Below are 17203 nucleotides of genomic sequence, written 5' to 3'. Positions count from 1 at the left end.
TTGAATCAAATTATAAAAGTTTGAAAAAAATGAATACCTTAAATTTAGACGATCTAAATAAAGTGATTATGCGTTGAGTCACATTTTAAATAAAAAGCCATACAAATGTTTGCACTTCGCCTTAAAGAAAGAATAACCCCTAACAACTTTATGCCATATCCTAATGAAAATAATAAAAAGGTGGATATCCATGACTGAAATACAAATAGCTGCTGTGGGAGATCTAATGGTCAAACGTTATATTATTTCGGATGCTAAACAGCCTGACGGAACCTATTCGTTCAGCCCCCTGTTTGCAAAAGTAGCTCCTTATCTGAAACAGGCTGATTTGACGATTGGCAATCTCGAAACCACCTTTGCTGGAAGTGGCCCCGAATGCCGGAAAAGCCCACGATCAGGCGGTCCGATATTCAAATGTCCAGACGAACTGGCCCCTGCACTTAAGGAAGCCGGATTCGACGTATTAGTAACGGCCAACAATCATTGCATGGATTATGGTGCCCCGGGTCTGGTTCGGACGTTACGAGTTCTGGACCGTAATGGAATCGACCACACGGGAACAGCTAAATCATTAGAAGAATCCAAGAGAACGCTTATTAAAAACGTCAAAGGAATTACGATTGGCATCCTCTCCTACACAGCAGGAACTAACCGAATTCCTGTACCAGTGAGTAAGCCATGGCTGGTTAACCGGATATCTACGCCCAAGATCATTCGCGAGATTCGAGATTTAAAAAAGAAAGTCGATCTAGTCTTGCTTTATCTGCATTTCGGAAGCGAATATCGTTACACTCCAAACAAGAGACAAAAAGAACTGGTCAATCTCTTCTTTAAAAATGGCGCCGACATCATACTGGGGTCTCACCCACATGTTCTTCAACCGTTAGCGCTTCGTGGAAAAAAACAATTCGTTATTTACTCATTGGGGAATTTTGTTTCGACTAAACTAATGAATATTCCTTATACACAAAGCGGTGTCATTCTTACGCTTAAAATAAAGAAGGATGAAAAAGGACACACGAGTATAACCAACGTAGGTTACATCCCGACTTGTGTAGATCGAAGAATAAAAAGCGGCAGGAAAATTACAGAGGTCATCCCCATCCGCGACGCATTAAAGAGAAGCGACACCGACATAAAAACAGAGCGGCGAAATCTCATGAATCGAATGTTGAAACATACGACAACAATTTTAAAGAGGGAATAGAAGTCATTACACAAAAATAACGTTCCGCGAAATTTACCGCGGAACGTTATAGATTTAGCGCTCAAAACTGTGTTTGGGTTTAGCGTAAACGATCAGGCATCATTAATTTAAGGAATTCTAGAATACCATTCTCTACTACGAGTTCTTCTCTATCTTGATCAGCAAGTACTCTTCTGATGATATCTTCTTTACCCTCCAGCACTTTACTTGTCCAATGAGGATCAATGATAAGAGATCGTCCTACTGCTACTAATTCAGCATTTGTCAACGTTTCCTCTGCGTCCTGTTTGGTACGGATATCTCCTACCCCAATTAAAGGTACACGGCCATTGATTTTCTCATGTACATATTGCAGGATTGATTTTTCTTTAAAATCTTCTGATGCAGAAACTTTCTTAAAATCCCCTAATGAAATATGCAGATAATCCAGCTTTTTATCAGCTAATTTATCAATAAGATAAAAGGTGTCTGTGATTTTAATGCCAGGCTCTTCATATTCTTCTGGAGAAAAACGATAACCGACAATAAAATCCTTAACCTTTGAATTGTCAACGACAGCAATAACTGCATCCACTAATTGGTTAATGAAATTAAATCTTTTCTCTAAGCTTCCGCCCCATTGATCTTCACGACGGTTGGAGTGTGGAGAGAAGAATTGTTGGACTAAATATGTGTTTGCTCCATGAATTTCTACCCCATCGAATCCAGCTTGAATAGCACGTTGAGTCGCTTTTTTAAAATCCTCAATTACACCGAAAATTTCATCTTCTGTTAATGCTCTTGGAATTTCTGCATTCAGACGTTCGGCAGCAATGGCGCTGGAGGAAACGGGTTGTACGCCACGCAATATTTTTGAATCTGTCATTCTTCCTGCATGGAAAAGCTGTAAAATAGCTTTTGTTCCATTTCGTTTAATAGTAGATGCTAATCGGCTAAGGCTAGGAATAAATTGATCGGAGGAAACACTAAGTTCACCTTCCCATCCTTTTCCACCCTCCTGTACATTTGCTGCCGCAGTGATGACCGCACCTACTTCGCCCGTTCTTAGCGAATAGTATTTCAATTCATCTTGTGTTACTACACCGTCATAAAAGCTCATTCGGGTGGTCATTGGAGCCATAACCACTCGGTTTTTTAATGTCAGTCCTCTGCGAAAAGTTAATGCTGTGTCTAGTGCTATCATCTTTTTCCCAACTTTCATTAAATTATATTTAGATAAAATATTATATACATGCGCATACATATAAATTACAGCAATGATTTATTCTTGTCAACTAATAAAGAACTGCTGTTGAATACAACAAAAAGCGCTGTTCAGCGGAACAGCGCTTTTTGCTCGATATGAATCGTCCTTATTATTCTAGTTCGGCCGGTTTTACAATGGCTGTACCTTTATTATTCTTGGAATATTTAGCTTCGATTTTCGTGGTGTATGTATCTTTGGCTCCGTCACTTACCAGCACATAACTCAGATCGACTGTCAGCTTTTCCGTTTGCCAGGTCTTAGTATTGACGAATAATTTCCACGTTACGCTTTTGGGTTGAACTGTCTCACCATCCCAGAGGTTCTCCTGGTCATAGAGTTTGATTATCCCCTTAGCTGCTGTCGGATCGGTTACCGTGAATTGTAAGACCGTTTGTGCGCCAGCCGTGCTGACTTTCATGGATTTTTTATAACTTTTGACCGAATCAAGCATGGAAACAGGATCGTATTGGCCTTTAGAGTAAAAGGCATCCCATTCCGTTTTCTCCAGTCCAAGCCAATACTGTGCATCAGGATCGATCGGCTCCCCGTCATCGTCGTAACCTTCATCTTCAGATTCATCGATCAGTTCACTTCCGTCTACAAGATAGTAAAACTCCTTGTCATTGGCATATAGACTGTACGATGTTTCTAAAAGACTACTAGCGACAGTGCCTGCTGCGGCAAAATTCGGCAGACGGTTGATATCCAGCTTCAGAGTGTTGGTGTTGCTGATACGCACCCCGCCGCTTTGAATATCCTGTTTTTTGGTCACATCCAGATGGAAATTCTTTATTGCTTTGGAGGCTGCCGTTACTTTGCTGATCATCTGATCCGCGGTTACTACTGTTGAGGTAGCTGCAGACACTACTCCTGGATTAGACATCCATCCGATCGTTCCGGACAGCAATAAAGCACCTACTGCCAAACTAGTACCTATTGTTTTGAAAAAACTGTTCATGTACTTCCCCTTTCGGCCCCTTGCGATAATGTAACGCCGTATAGGTCGAAATAATAAAAGAGCTCAAAATAGACTACATATTCTTAGAGCTATCCTTTATGCTTCATAAGACATCCCTATGGCGGCCTGGCGATCATTTCCTTCTGTCGAAAGGCTTTAGACCCATGGCTTTGTGTCATCATCTTTCGATGATTTTACCTTTAACGCGGACATTCAATTAGTTTTAATAGATTAGGGACGCATGTCCCACCGCTAATTTTATCATGGTTATAATTACCTGTAAACGACTTATCTTCCATTCGAATTCGCTATGATACTCAGAAGAAATACTACAATCAAAATGAAAAATGAACGATTACATACGCTTATAAGTCTTATTAATGAGAACAGCAGAGACAGGGGGTGCAGCAAAATGAGTGACCGGGAAATTTTCGAGCTCTATAAAGAACAAGTATATTATTTTTGTTACTACTTAATGAAAAATCAGGCAGATGCGGAGGATATTTCCCAAGAGGTATTTGTAAAAGTTATCTTAGCGGATAAGTCGAAGGTAAGAAACTTGAAAGCTTGGATTTTACGAATTGCTTCGAATGAGTGCAACAGTGTGATCAAAAGGCGTAAGACGGGGTGGATGAAAGAAGTACGTAATTATTTACTATCCAGGTCTGAGGAATCAAACCCTGTAGAAAAACGTTTGGATCGACAGGAAACTAAAAAAGAATTACAAGGGTTATACAGTCAGCTTCCTGACAAAATCAGAATGGTAGTAGTCCTTCGTTTTATAAACGAATTGACTGTACCCGAGATTTCTAAAGTTATGAGCATACCCGAAGGAACTGTAAAATCCAGACTGAACAAGGGACTTAAAATACTAAATAGAATGGGTGGAACCCAACTAAAGGAGCTGAATAGTAATGAGTCTCTATATTGAAAAAGATAAACATATTCCCCGACCGGATTATGATTTGATGTGGACTGCCATAGAACAAGAAGCTTATACACGTCAAAGAAATCTGCATGCCTCCCAGAATACTCCTAGGTCTAATAAAAAGCTTATTCCTATCAGTATTGTCTTCTCTTGCCTCTTACTTGTAACCATTCCTGTATTCGCTAGTATGACGATTAATTGGGATAAAATTGGTGGTCGAAGTGTGAGCAATGCATTAAATAACGGCATCGGTCAACAGTATAATCTTCAAACTTCCATTTCAGGAGTAACAATGAATTTGAACGGTGTTGTAACTGATGGAGAAAAAATGAAAATGCTGTTATCACTTGATACTAAATCTGATCTATCCAAATATACTGGATTTGCTACAGAGGAAAACATCATGACTAGTGAATCCGGTGCCAAGGCAAAGGTATACGGTTATTTAGAATACGATCCTGAAAGCCAGAAACTCATTGGAGTATATGAGACACCTGATACATTAAAGGATGATAAAAAGGACTACAGGTTTGAAGCACGGAATCTCATTTTTTACAGTGATCGGAATATTCCCTTACAATCTAATCATCAAGCAGGGGATACTATCAATACTGGAGTTAAGCAATATCCAAGCATTCAAATCGAATCCGTTCGACATGTTTCCAATCAAACCATTATCCGTTACAAAGTCGCTGCATCACCATCTGACTTAGGACGGGGTAACCCACATTTGGTAGTTAGTACTGGTGGTCAAGAGAATGAAGCAATTCCAACCATCATGCCTAACGAAGGATCGGATTTATTTATTGAACAGGTTTTTAATATAACTGAATCAGATTGGAAGGAAGCTAGTCTTCATTTTAGTTACATTGAAGAAGCGAAACGATTTTCAGGTACGTGGAAGTTCGATTTTAAAGCAGATGGACAAAAAGCAAGTGAGGCGATTTACACTAAGAAACTGTATAACAGTCCTGAATTTCAAGAAAAGACCGGTATAACCTTAGATCAGCTAGTGGTTACCCCTTTGGATATCCAAATTCTAATAGATGAAAATGATTCGCTTAAAAAAGGAATTGTCCACTATAATACCGCTCAGTTGGTTATAGGTGATAAAACAATCACTGGGGGTTGGAATTTGAAAGGTGATCATTCCGAAAGCTACCAGCATTTATTTCAATTCGAATCTCCGGAATGGTATAACGACTGGTCCGATGTTCCAATGAAACTTATATTAAAGGATGCTGTTATTGAGAAACGTGATACTACTAAGAATTGGATCACTATAAACAAACCTAAAGAAGAAAAGCAGTTCACTTCACTTGATGTCGATGGGTTAAAAATTGAATTCACTTACTATACTGAGGGCGAAAATTTGATTGTCGAATCAACATCCAAATCTTCTGGCTTCAAAAGTGTTAACCAAACTACGTTACGGATTAATGGCAAAGAGGTGGTGCCTGAAATTACGCCTAAGGGCATGATATCTGCAGGAACTAATATTGATAGCTACAAAGATATTCCTTTCGACGAAAAAATCGAACTGAACCCTGGTATCTATAAATATAGCGATCCTAGCCGGAACGAGGAAATTAAACTTTAATACAGGAAGTTAATCTATGTCCCGCCCTTTCTAGTTAATCCTAAGGGCGGGTTATTTTTGGATAGAATCATTTCTGTTTATGTATCTCTTTTATTTCCTTCACACCAAAAAAAGCATAGAACGGACTCAAGTCCGCTTTATGCTTTCCATTATTAAGATAAACAATATTTAACCAGCGCATCTCGCACACCATGCTCGTTGTTTGACCCCGTGACAGCATTCGCTGCCGCTTTGACCTCAACCGGAGAATTATCCATTGCAACGCCCATACCCGCGTATGTAAGCATAGAAATATCATTAAAATAATTACCGATCGAAAGAACTTCCTCTTGCGGAATTCCCAGCTTCACAGCCAGATTCTTTAAGGCGTTGCCCTTGGAGGCTTCCGGATGCATCAAATCAACGAAAAATTCACCACTGCGCAAAATATTGTACTCATGGGTCCAAGTACGCCATTCACGTTCAGCTTCGTCAAGGATTTCTGGTTGTGTAAATACAGTAAACTTAACAACCGGTTCACGGAAATCTTCCCATGCTGGCAGTGTAGCCGGCACGATACGGAAGTGTTCATACATATAATTGGCTTCTTTGGTCAGGTTTTCTACATTATCTACATACATATCAAAAGCCGTATTCACATCATAATGAATATCATGCTTTCTACAATAATCAATATAAGGGTCAAGACCACGAGCATCCATACCGTATTGATGCAGCACTTCCCGATCTTTCACACGAACCGTTGCAGCTCCGTTATGACCTAGCACATAACCAGACAACCCCATTTCCTCCATAAAAGGAATCGAGTTCTGCGGACTGCGGCCGGTACATAACACGATTTGCCCGCCAAGACGCGTAACCTCAGCAATGGCTTCTTTATTCTCAGTGCTCAAGTGGTGATCATCATTCAACAGTGTACCATCCACATCTAGTGCAATCAGTTTGTATCTCATACTCCCACCATCCTTGTCTTTCTTTTTCTATATATTATTGTTCTGGTGCTTCTGTACTTAAGAGTGCCAGTTCCTCTAGCGTAAGTTCCCGGCTAGCTCCCAGTGGCAGACTTTCGTCCAGCCTCAATTCTCCCATAGATACTCGTTTCAGAAAAGTGACTTTTTTGCCGACAGCTTGGAACATTCGCTTCACCTGGTGAAACTTTCCTTCTGTGATGATTAGCGAAATATGGGAGATTACTTTACTGCCACGTTCTCTTCCCAATATAGTTAGCTGTGCAGGTAAAGTAACATATCCATCTTCCAGCTCGACACCTGCCGCAAATGCCGCTACATCGTCTGCATCTACGTCTCCCTCAACTGTAGCTTCATACGTCTTAGGGACATGCTTGCGTGGCGATAGTAGTTCGTGGGCAAGCTTTCCATCATTGGTGAGCAGAAGCAGCCCTACTGTGTCCTTATCTAACCTTCCTACAGGAAAAGGTTCAAACTGTACATATTCCTGCTTTAAAAGATCCAGAACGGTCCGATCCCGCTTGTCCTCTGTTGCCGACAGAACTCCCGGTGGCTTATTCATCATAAGATAAATAAATTCTCGATAGGTAACAAGCTCGCCGCCAACCACAATTTCATCGTGATAAGGGTCTACATGAAATCCACTATCCTTGACGACTGCACCATTCACGGTAATTAAACCTTGCTTGGCTTGTTTACGAATATCGCTGCGTGATCCTACCCCCATATGGGACAATACTTTATCTAAACGCTGCTTTTTTGCAGTTTTCCCTGATAGGCTCATTCTTACATCCACCTCCAGCCTGCGGGATATTCATTCTTGAGCACACCGTCCTGCCACTTCCCCCAGCCTGCACTATAACCATCTATGCAGACCAGTACGTATCCTTTTTGGGTAGTTCCTATTTTAATAGAGAGACGTTCTTGACTAATCAACAATGTCTCTCCTTTAAGATAGGAAATAGCTTCATTACTCGTACTGGAAAGTGAGACACTTCGGCAGCTCTCTTCAGGGTGTAACGCGGTAGCCATTGGATGTCCTGGGATAAATCTGCCGTTACGGACATGTCCTACATACCATCCTGGACGAATCGCCTTTAATCCATTTAATCTTTCCTTAGGTAGTGGGGAGATGTACAGATGATCACCGAAGAAAATCGGATACCCTTTTGGCTCCCAGCCAAGCTGATCTTTTATAAAATCTCCATATGCAGCCAATGCTTGCTCTTCTCCTGAACCTTGACGGCCACGTTCAGCGCCAGCAGCAGATTTATTAGAGAACTTACCTTCTTTCCCTCGTCTGGCTTCTGGTTTGTTTGCGGATTTAATATGAGCAGTGCCTTTTTTATTCGTATTCCGTGTAACTGCGCTCAACTTAACTTCGGCTTGATCACGTTCCTCCGCAGATACCTTTGGCCCTACATGCTGCAGCACAGCCATGAAATGTCCTTCACCTTTTACTTTATGCGGCCATAGTCTTGCCGTCCCTGATAATTCTCCAAAACCTGGAGCAAACGAGCCAGTACCTCCAACTGTAATCACCGAAAACTGTGGATGTTCAGAAATAAACTCCGCTATAATTTCCTCATTTTCTTCTGTAGCAAATGTACAGGTGGAATAGACAAGTGTACCTCCCGGTGCCAACGCTGTTGCAGCAGAACGTAAAATATCCCGCTGCATGGCAGCATATTTGGCAGGTGTACCTGAATCCCACTGCTTCACCATGTCTTCGTCTTTACGGAACATCCCTTCACCTGAGCATGGAGCATCAATCAAGATTTTGTCAAAATAAAGCGGGAATGCCGCTGCAATATGATCTGGACTTTCGTTTAATACGATACCGTTGCGCACCCCATACAGCTCTAGATTTTTGGCTAAGGCTTTCGTGCGTTCTGGATGAAGATCATTGGTAACCAACAAGCCTTCTCCTGAGAGCTTGGCAGAAATCTGTGTGGATTTGCCCCCAGGTGCAGCGCATAAATCAAGGACACGATCTCCTGGCTGTACATCAAGCAGTTCCACAGGTGCCATAGCGCTTGGCTCTTGAATGTAATACAATCCCGCGTGATAATGTGGATGTTTACCTGGTCTGGCCCCATCCTCTGTATAGAATCCGGTTGGACACCACGGAATGGGTTCCAGCTCTAAAGTGGAAAGAGCTTGCAATTTCTCCACTGAAATTTTCAATGTATTAACACGAACGCCTCCGTTAGGGGTCTCCTTGTACGAATCCGCAAATTGATTATAATCCGTTCCCAGCAAGTCCATCATACGCTCGCTGAAAGAACTGGGCAGTTGTGCCGCCATGATGCCGTCCTCCTGATAGTACTGCTAAAATTTAGGTGTTTAAAGATTCAAGGAACACCCTTACGGGTGTCCCTTTGGCAATACTCATTTATAGAGGATCATTATTTACGATGAGAAGAGGTCGGTCTTTGAGGACCTCGTCGTTGAGGATTATTCGGTGTGATCACCTTAGCCGCAGAGTTCACTTCATCCGCCAGACCTTGATCAATGATTTCTATAGTCAGATCATAATAAGAAAATGACTGCTGCTCAGACTCCATGCGGCGAACATAATCCTTCACTTCCACCACTAGCTTAGCCAAATTAATGCCAAGTGTCACTGCTGAATATTCTTCCAGCTTGGCAGCAGCCCCACTTAGCATAATCGTTGCACCACGCATATTATTATTGCGGCAATGGTACAACCCAACAGCTACTTGGAGAAGTGCTTTGTACAATGGGTCGCGTTGCTTGGCAAGCCATAGCTCTTCGAGCACCTCGTGACATTCGAAATAATCCCGGTCACGATTAAAGTACACTAGATAAGCCAAGTACAACGGATCATAAGCCATCCGGCAAACTATCCTTTTTAGCTGCGGAGAGAAGTCCCCGTACATGATCCAGAAGCTCCTTCATCGCTTCCATGTCCTGAGCCTGCCATATTTCGTTAAATCGAGCCTGAGTCTCTATAGCCTCATTCACCAAATGATAAAAATACAATTGATGAATAGATTTGAGAATTTGAGTCGTCATATTCGAGTTTTCCTCGAAGGTCTTTTGCGCTTCCAGAATTTCATCACGAATACTGGACATTTCGCTGTCCAAGATGGAGGCTGCTTCAGCTGCAGTTTTCAAGCGCACTCGCATTTCATCCGGCAAGCTTTCCCGATATTTATAATTCAGAGAGTGCTCTATGGTTGCCCAGAAATTCATAGCTAGTGTACGAATCTGGATCTCTGCGAGCACTATTTTTTGTCCCAGAGCTGTCTGCACAGGATATTTAATAATCATATGAAAGCTGCGATAGCCGCTCTCTTTATAATTGGTGATGTAATCCTTCTCATACAGGACTTCAAGATCCTTACGAGCCCGGATATATTCAGCCACTCTGCGGATATCCTCCACGAACTGGCACATAATCCGGATCCCGGCTATATCTTCAATGCCCGTCTCCAGATCTTCCATCTTCACATTCAGGCGCTTAGCCTTCTCCAAAATGCTTGACAGCCGCTTTACACGACCAGTTACGAATTCAATCGGCGTGTATTCCTCTCTTTTCTTCAACTCCGAACGCATTGTTTTGAATTTAACTTTCAATTCTTCCACAGTCTGTTCATATGGAAGCAAAAAAGTTCCCCAGTCCCTGCCGTCCATCGCCTTCGTCCTCCTGTCCTTTCGACTCCTTCAATCAGTGATGATCAGCACCCACTGCTTCAGAGATATGACTGAATCCGTCCCGCCGTAAGAGCTGCCGTAATCCGGCATGCAGCCTGCGGTTAACCTCCGGTCCTTCGTAGATAAGTGCTGTATAAATTTCGACCAGACTTGCGCCTGCTCTTATCTTGTCATACGCATCCTGACTGGTGAATATGCCCCCTGAACCTATGATCGGCATCTTCCCTTCAGTCTGGCGATAAATCCTACGGATGATTTCCGTTGACCGGTCACGAAGCGGCTTACCGCTTAATCCACCTGTCTCATTAGCCTTTTCATGACTAAGTCCATCCCGGTTCAATGTAGTATTCGTAGCAATAATACCATCCATACCAGCTTCTGTCAGTGATTGAACCATATACTCCAATTCAGAATCACTGACATCTGGAGCAATCTTAACCAACAAGCTCTTATTCATGCCTGTGGCTTTACGCTGAATCTCCATTTCTTCCTTTACTTGTGCTAGCAGGAACGCTAATTCGCTGCCATGCTGGAGACTGCGCAGCCCCGGCGTATTTGGTGAGCTGATATTGACCACAAAAAAATCACCGTACGGATAAAGCGTACGGATACACTGACGATAATCTTCATGAGCCGCTTCATTACTAGTTATTTTATTCCGTCCAATATTTACTGCTATTGGAACTCTGCGATTTTTTAATTTTTTTAGACGCTCTGCCATAGCGTCAGCCCCTTCGTTATTGAAGCCCATACGATTGATCAGAGCTTCATCAGAGGGAAGACGGAACAAACGCGGGCTATCATTTCCCGGTTGACCCTTAGGGGTAACCGTCCCCACTTCCATAAATCCGAATCCGATCGAAGAGAATCCAGAAACAGCCTCAGCATTCTTATCCAAGCCTGCTGCCAGTCCAACTGGAGTCGGAAAATGTATGCCAAACAGATCAACTGCTAAATCTGCCGTTTCAGGAACGCCATACATTAAACGCAATGCCGCGCTTCCCCCTGGAACTGACGATGATTTGTCCAATCCACCTATGACGAGATGGTGAGCCTTCTCAGGGTCCAGCTTAAAGAAAATTGGTTTACCAAAATTACGATACAACACCGTTCTCGCTCCTTAAGGGGTACTTCACTAATCCACGTGTCTACCCGATTCTGTAGGTTTCTTCTTAATTTTAGCCTTTTCTTGAACAAAAGAAAAGCATTTTACCCTGTAAGTGTGCAGAGAGCTTAACCCAAAGTATAGTAATTTTCTTGTAAACGCATTACAATATAGGGGTAATCAGCGATTAAGAGAGAAAGAAGGTATGCTGGATGTCAACTAAACGTAAACCACCAACTTTGCAGCAAAAGAAAGAAGAAGTTAATCGTAAAGCGCTAATGTGGATCGGCGTAAGTTTAACTTTACTAATTCTTCTCATCATCGTTCTGTTTATAGTTGCCGGGAACTAATTCAGCCAGTGATATACTTTGTGGGGGTTGGTCTGATCATACGGAGCAGCAGGGTTGAAGCGTTTCGCCGGCAGCAGCTGCTTTTCAGGCAGAACCCCTTTACTGATCACCACTTTTGTTCCTTTTGGAATCATAGCGAATAGTTCTTCCACATCTTCTCGACTCATCCGAATACAGCCAAGGGATTCATCCTTGCCGACACTTTCTGGCTCATTGGTGCCATGAATAGCGTAATTACTATCTGAAAGTTGTAGTCCGCGGCTTCCGAACTCCCCATTATCATGACCGTTTGGATTGACCACTTTATCTGTAATGATGAAGTTGCCTTCTGGAGTCTTGTCTCCCCCAAGACCTACCTCATAATTCCGCAGAATAACAGAGCCGCTGACTACTGCCAAGCGGTGTTTTTGTTTATCCACAATCACTCTAAGCGGCTGGTCAAAAAAGGGAACACCCTTTCCATTACTTCCACTCTCGCTTAACGCCGTCGGTATGCCCATTCCCGCCTCAACAATTGAGCTTGGAGGCTCCTCCGCAACTTCTGGTATCCCAAGTGCCTTAGCAGTCGCTACTTCCTTTAGAGAATTGAAATCACGCTTCATGACTGGTGTCGTCCCGCCAATCCAATTCTCCGGAAAAGGTCTAGTCAATTCCGCCAAGGAAACCGGAAGCTTGCCTTTATGATTCTGATAAGCCCTCATTGCACTCCATAATGTAGCTAGCTCCTCTTGATCACCCTGCCACTCAGCTGCATCCTCCGCAACTTCCCCTTGCTCTGGCGGTTCGCATGCACATGCCGCTGAATCATAGGATTGGTATACCAACCGTCCATTCCCATTCTTCTGCAGTGTGGAATTAAGCGGAAGCTTCTCTTTCCACAGCAGCCACTTCCCTTCCCGCTCCATGCCCAAAATAGCAGCTTGAAACGGTTCCTCGCGCATTAGCATAGTTGCCATCAGCTTCCCTGACGAAGCCGAAGCTCCACTCTCTTGCGCTGTATACATCATTTTTCGTGCCTCTAGAACGGGTTCCTTCTCAATATCTTTTTGATCAAGCGGATCTTTAACTTCAGAAGTAACCGTGTCTTGGACCGTATCCTGATCTCCCGCAATATCTAGACCCGGAGCTACAGCCGATGGCACCATAACCAGTAATAGAAGCATCAGCCCAAGCATAATGTAGCGGAATCTTTGCTGCCTTCGGTCCCGCTGGCGGCTTGCCTGAAGCAGCCCTTCCTCATATTCCCGCAGCGTTTCCGCAGGCACCTTACTATGCTCGAAAGCTTCATATACTTCTCCAGCCTGATTGAAGCAATAGTTAGCTTTCCCCTGTTGACCGTTCTTATAGTATTCCTTACCCAGCAAGTACCATGCCATCTTATTGTCTGGATGCATCTGTACATATGCTTTGAGGTGCTGAGAATTTTTCATCGGAACCTCCGAAATTTTATAATTCCTTCCTACATTAATATCGGTCAGACATCGCAAAAAAGACATCCCTAGCTGAACAAAAGTTCGCAGGAGATGTCTTTATGTTGTGCTGGAAGTTACAAAATCCCGGTTAATTAGCCCTCTTTGTTAAAAGGCTCATCCGCAATTTTAATAGAATCGGTTGGGCATCCATCACAAGAATCCTGGAGATCATCAAACAAATCATCCGGAATCGCTGTGATGCCGTGGTTTCCGTCATTTTCATAAATAACTTCTGCCAAACCTTCATCATCGTAATCAAAAATATCAGGAGCCGTTGCGCCACATGCACCGCAAGCGATACAAGTGTCTTTTTCGACCCAAGTGTACTTAGCCATTTTATCTCTGCCTCCCGTTGAGCAATACAGCGCTGTTGTACCAGCGTCTTATTTTTCTCATATTAATATAAAAAGAATACAATTTCAATCGATTTTCAATACGTTTGCATTTCTGACGCATTCTACGACACCTATTTTGACATGTCATAGAATGTTCTTGTCACTCTTTATCAGACTCGACAGATAGAAGATTATCCTTTTGCAGTGAAGTGCCCCGTTCTTTATGATTGCGGAGCCTTGCAGAGTGAGAATCGCTTAACATCCCGGCAGTTAACACTGCATTTTCACCGAATTTATTACGCAGCATATCCATAGTCTTGTTAAGAGACTCTTTCTTAGGCTGACGTTCGTAATCGAACAAATCAAGCTGAATGGCGGAATCCTCTTTAGCAATCAAGCCCTGCAGGGTCACACCCAGCAACCGCACAGGCTTCTCCCCATTCCAATGACGAACATATAGATCGCAGACGGACTTGTAGATATCCTCCCCACTCTCCGAAGGAGCCTCTAGCTGACGCGAGCGGGTTATAGTCTTCATATCGGGCGTCCGAATAGTCAGCTGTACCCCTGAGGCAACAAGACCTTGCTTACGCAATCGCCGAGCTACCTGATCACTTAAATTCAGCAAAATCGGTCGTACCTCAGCAAGACCTACGACATCCCGCGGCAATGTTGTGGTGTGCCCAATCGACTTACTCTGCTCCCGCTCAGGGTTAACGATCCCATGATCAATACCGTTGCCGGCACGCTTTAGCCATGAGCCCATAACTCCGAAATTCTCAACCAGCATATTTTCATCAGCCGCTGCTAATTGACCAATACTGTAAATGCCCAGTTTGCGGAGCTTTTCTGCTGTTTTTCCACCAATGCCGAACATTTCATTACAGGGCTTGTCCCATAAAATCTTAGGCACATCCCGCAGCCGCAGCACCGAAATGCCGTTTGGCTTTTTTAAATCGGAAGCCATCTTCGCAAGCAGCTTATTGGGAGCGATCCCCACTGAGCATGGCAAGCCCAATTCTTCCATTATACGGCGCTGAATCGTCTCCGCTATTTCCATGGGTGTACCGAATTGTCTGGAGCCAGTTATATCAAGGTAACATTCATCGATGGACACTGCTTCCAGTAACGGAGTATAGCTATATGCAATCTGCATAAAAGCATTAGAATATTTGCGGTATAAATGGAAGTCCGGTTTAATAACGATAAGCGATGGACAAATACGAAGCGCCTTCTGAACTTGCATTCCCGTCGAAATCCCCATTCTGCGGGCGACGTAGGAACAAGTCACTATGATCCCTTTCCGCAATTCAACACTACCCGCAACCGCAGTAGCTTTGCCTCTATATTGGTCAGGGTCCTCTGCCTCATGCACAGAGCAGTAAAAAGCATTCATATCGACATGCAGGATAACCCTGCCGCTCGTTGGATAATACTGATCAACATTCTGCACAATATCTACCTTCTTATCCTCAGGTTTTCTATTGTCCAATTTAGAATAACTCTCCGCTGCGGTTAGGTCAACTTAAGAGGCTGTAAAGTTCTTTGTTACATTCCCGCGTAAAAATGCTATAATATATAAATTCATTTCCCTATAAGGAGGACTCTCATGTCTAAGTCCATCTCCATCTTCGATACTACATTACGCGACGGCACCCAAGGTGAAGGCATCAGTCTGTCGGCTGACGACAAGCTGAAGATTGCCAAGAAACTCGATGATCTGGGTGTGCACTATATTGAAGGTGGCATCCCGGGAAGCAACAATAAAGACATTGAATTTTTCAAAAGAGTCAAGGAGCTTCATCTGAACGCCAAAATTACAGCGTTCGGCAGCACTCGGCGTAAGAATTCCTTGGCCGAAAACGATGACAATTTAAAACGTATGATTGACGCAGGGGTTCCTGCTGCTACACTCGTCGGAAAATCTTGGGATTTCCATGTACACACTGCATTACAGACTACGCTTGAGGAGAACCTCGCCATGATCGGCGACTCCATATCCTACTTGAAACGCCAAGGCCTTGAAGTGATTTTTGATGCCGAGCATTTCTTCGACGGATACAAGAATAATCCTGAATATGCAGCAGCTGTTCTGTCCAAAGCCCGGGAAGCCGGAGCAGATTGGCTTGTAATGTGCGATACCAACGGTGGAACCTTACCTTATGAAATTCATGAGATTGTTACCGCTCTAAATCAACAATTACCCGGAGCCAATCTCGGAATTCACACTCATAATGACTGTGAGCTGGCGGTTGCCAATGCACTTAGCGCCATCGGAGCTGGAGCACGGCAAGTACAAGGTACCATTAATGGTTACGGTGAACGGTGTGGCAACGCCAACCTATGTTCTATTATTCCTACACTACAGATCAAAATGGGTTATCACTGTATTCCAGGCGATTCATTATCACAGCTTACCAACACTGCCCGCTATATTAGTGAAGTGGCCAATGTTAATCTGCCGGTAAATCAGCCTTATGTCGGAAATGCAGCTTTTGCCCACAAAGGTGGAATCCATGTCTCCGCCATCATGCGTGATTCACGGACCTATGAGCATATCGCTCCTGAGCTTGTCGGGAACAAGCAGCGTGTGCTGGTCTCCGAACTGGCTGGACAGAGCAATGTACTCTCCAAAGCGCAGGATATGGGTTTAAATCTGGATCCAAGCAGCGAGCAGGCTCGCCGGGTGATCGAGAAGATTAAAACGATGGAACATCAAGGTTATCAATTTGAAGGTGCCGATGCCTCACTGGAGCTACTCCTTCGGGAAGCTACCGGTGAGATGAATGAAACCTTTACCTTTGAATCCTTCAAGATGTTAGTTGAGAAAACCGCAGAACATCCAGTAGTATCTGAAGCGTTCGTTAAACTGAAAGTTGGCAGTGAGAATCTTTATACTGCTGCTGAAGGTAACGGTCCAGTCAACGCACTCGATAACGCGCTTCGTAAAGCATTACAGACCTATTTCCCACAATTAAAGGAAATGCATCTATCCGACTATAAAGTCCGTGTAATAGATGAACAGGATCAGACTGCAGCGAAGGTAAGGGTATTGATTGAATCCAAGAACTTCACAGACACCTGGAGTACGGTTGGTGTCTCCAGTAACGTAATTGAAGCCAGCTGGGAGGCACTTGTTGACAGTATGCGCTACGCGCTTCTCAATGAGCTCTCATTGGAGAATGAGAAGACAACCAGCAATGAACCTAGAGGCCTGGTCAATCATTAATTGATCACTTATAGACTTTTGTAAGACAAAAAAAGAAGCTTCCCAATAGTAGCGAATTCTACTTATAGGGCAGCTTCTTTTTTATTAAATAGGCTAAATAACGGACTATTACTTTAGCCCATAG

The 17203-nt window shown here is 43.4% G+C and carries 16 protein-coding genes and 1 riboswitch; of the genes, 5 read left to right on the top strand and 11 right to left on the bottom strand.

Annotated features, from left to right (window positions below):
- Positions 1-190: 190 nt before the first annotated feature.
- Entirely contained in the window at positions 191-1207 is a 1017-nt protein-coding gene (locus tag NSQ66_RS10485) for a CapA family protein (protein ID WP_076140929.1), read from the top strand.
- Positions 1208-1286: 79 nt separating this feature from the next.
- Here NSQ66_RS10485 and NSQ66_RS10480 read toward each other — a convergent pair whose 3' ends face one another.
- Positions 1287-2450 (bottom strand): NADH-dependent flavin oxidoreductase, encoded by a 1164-nt coding sequence (locus NSQ66_RS10480; RefSeq protein WP_305953811.1) that lies wholly within the window; start codon positions 2448-2450, stop codon positions 1287-1289.
- A 112-nt stretch (positions 2451-2562) separates the two neighbouring features.
- Positions 2563-3411, bottom strand: coding sequence for a DUF6612 family protein (locus NSQ66_RS10475; RefSeq protein ID WP_036689342.1), 849 nt, complete (start codon positions 3409-3411; stop codon positions 2563-2565).
- 117 nt (positions 3412-3528) lie between these two features.
- A riboswitch (cyclic di-GMP riboswitch) is annotated at positions 3529-3620 on the bottom strand.
- Between the two features lie 203 nt (positions 3621-3823).
- On the opposite strand from NSQ66_RS10475, the gene NSQ66_RS10470 reads away from it, so the two are divergent.
- Positions 3824-4342 (top strand): RNA polymerase sigma factor, encoded by a 519-nt coding sequence (locus tag NSQ66_RS10470; protein ID WP_036689341.1) that lies wholly within the window; start codon positions 3824-3826, stop codon positions 4340-4342.
- Positions 4326-5939 carry a DUF4179 domain-containing protein gene (locus tag NSQ66_RS10465; RefSeq protein WP_076140928.1) on the top strand — a complete coding sequence of 538 codons (1614 nt, stop codon included), beginning with the start codon at positions 4326-4328 and terminating at the stop codon, positions 5937-5939. Before NSQ66_RS10470 ends, NSQ66_RS10465 begins: the two co-directional genes overlap by 17 nt.
- 152 nt (positions 5940-6091) lie before the next feature.
- On the opposite strand, the gene NSQ66_RS10460 is transcribed toward NSQ66_RS10465, so the two are convergent.
- The 6 genes from NSQ66_RS10460 to NSQ66_RS10435 form a co-directional block, all read right to left on the bottom strand.
- Positions 6092-6892 (bottom strand): Cof-type HAD-IIB family hydrolase, encoded by an 801-nt coding sequence (locus NSQ66_RS10460; protein WP_036689337.1) that lies wholly within the window; start codon positions 6890-6892, stop codon positions 6092-6094.
- Positions 6893-6926: 34 nt separating this feature from the next.
- On the bottom strand, positions 6927-7691 hold the full coding sequence (locus NSQ66_RS10455; protein WP_076140927.1) for a pseudouridine synthase: 765 nt from the start codon (positions 7689-7691) through the stop codon (positions 6927-6929).
- Positions 7692-7693: 2 nt separating this feature from the next.
- Positions 7694-9214 (bottom strand): RsmB/NOP family class I SAM-dependent RNA methyltransferase, encoded by a 1521-nt coding sequence (locus NSQ66_RS10450; protein ID WP_076140926.1) that lies wholly within the window; start codon positions 9212-9214, stop codon positions 7694-7696.
- Between the two features lie 101 nt (positions 9215-9315).
- On the bottom strand, positions 9316-9765 hold the full coding sequence (locus NSQ66_RS10445) for a DUF309 domain-containing protein (protein ID WP_076140925.1): 450 nt from the start codon (positions 9763-9765) through the stop codon (positions 9316-9318).
- Positions 9755-10567 carry a GTP pyrophosphokinase family protein gene (locus tag NSQ66_RS10440; protein ID WP_076140924.1) on the bottom strand — a complete coding sequence of 271 codons (813 nt, stop codon included), beginning with the start codon at positions 10565-10567 and terminating at the stop codon, positions 9755-9757. The genes NSQ66_RS10445 and NSQ66_RS10440 overlap by 11 nt, the downstream gene beginning before the upstream one ends.
- A 34-nt stretch (positions 10568-10601) precedes the next feature.
- The gene (locus NSQ66_RS10435) at positions 10602-11696 is read right to left on the bottom strand and encodes a quinone-dependent dihydroorotate dehydrogenase (protein ID WP_036689322.1); all 1095 of its coding nucleotides are present in this window, start codon (positions 11694-11696) and stop codon (positions 10602-10604) included.
- Positions 11697-11905: 209 nt separating this feature from the next.
- Between NSQ66_RS10435 and NSQ66_RS10430 the strand changes: the two genes are divergently transcribed.
- Entirely contained in the window at positions 11906-12043 is a 138-nt protein-coding gene (locus NSQ66_RS10430; RefSeq protein ID WP_167348489.1) for a hypothetical protein, read from the top strand.
- On the opposite strand, the gene NSQ66_RS10425 is transcribed toward NSQ66_RS10430, so the two are convergent.
- From NSQ66_RS10425 to NSQ66_RS10415, 3 genes are all read right to left on the bottom strand, one after another.
- Positions 12040-13473, bottom strand: a complete 1434-nt coding sequence (locus NSQ66_RS10425) for a L,D-transpeptidase (protein WP_076140923.1) — start codon at positions 13471-13473, stop codon at positions 12040-12042. The genes NSQ66_RS10430 and NSQ66_RS10425 overlap by 4 nt on opposite strands.
- Positions 13474-13607: 134 nt before the next feature.
- Positions 13608-13850, bottom strand: coding sequence for a ferredoxin (locus tag NSQ66_RS10420; RefSeq protein ID WP_036689316.1), 243 nt, complete (start codon positions 13848-13850; stop codon positions 13608-13610).
- Positions 13851-14010: 160 nt separating this feature from the next.
- Positions 14011-15303 (bottom strand): DNA polymerase IV, encoded by a 1293-nt coding sequence (locus tag NSQ66_RS10415; protein WP_036689656.1) that lies wholly within the window; start codon positions 15301-15303, stop codon positions 14011-14013.
- A 156-nt stretch (positions 15304-15459) separates the two neighbouring features.
- Here NSQ66_RS10415 and cimA point away from each other — a divergent pair, with 156 nt between their 5' ends.
- Positions 15460-17079: a citramalate synthase gene (cimA, locus tag NSQ66_RS10410; protein ID WP_036689313.1), complete on the top strand. Its 1620-nt coding sequence runs from the start codon at positions 15460-15462 to the stop codon at positions 17077-17079.
- Positions 17080-17203 lie beyond the last annotated feature (124 nt).

Origin of the sequence: Paenibacillus sp. FSL H3-0329 (assembly GCF_037963285.1) — a bacterium.
Classification (GTDB): Bacteria; Bacillota; Bacilli; order Paenibacillales; family Paenibacillaceae; genus Paenibacillus_AQ; species Paenibacillus_AQ odorifer.
The sequence above is the reverse complement of the archived record's forward strand: the minus strand, read 5'-3'. Positions and strand labels throughout refer to the sequence as shown.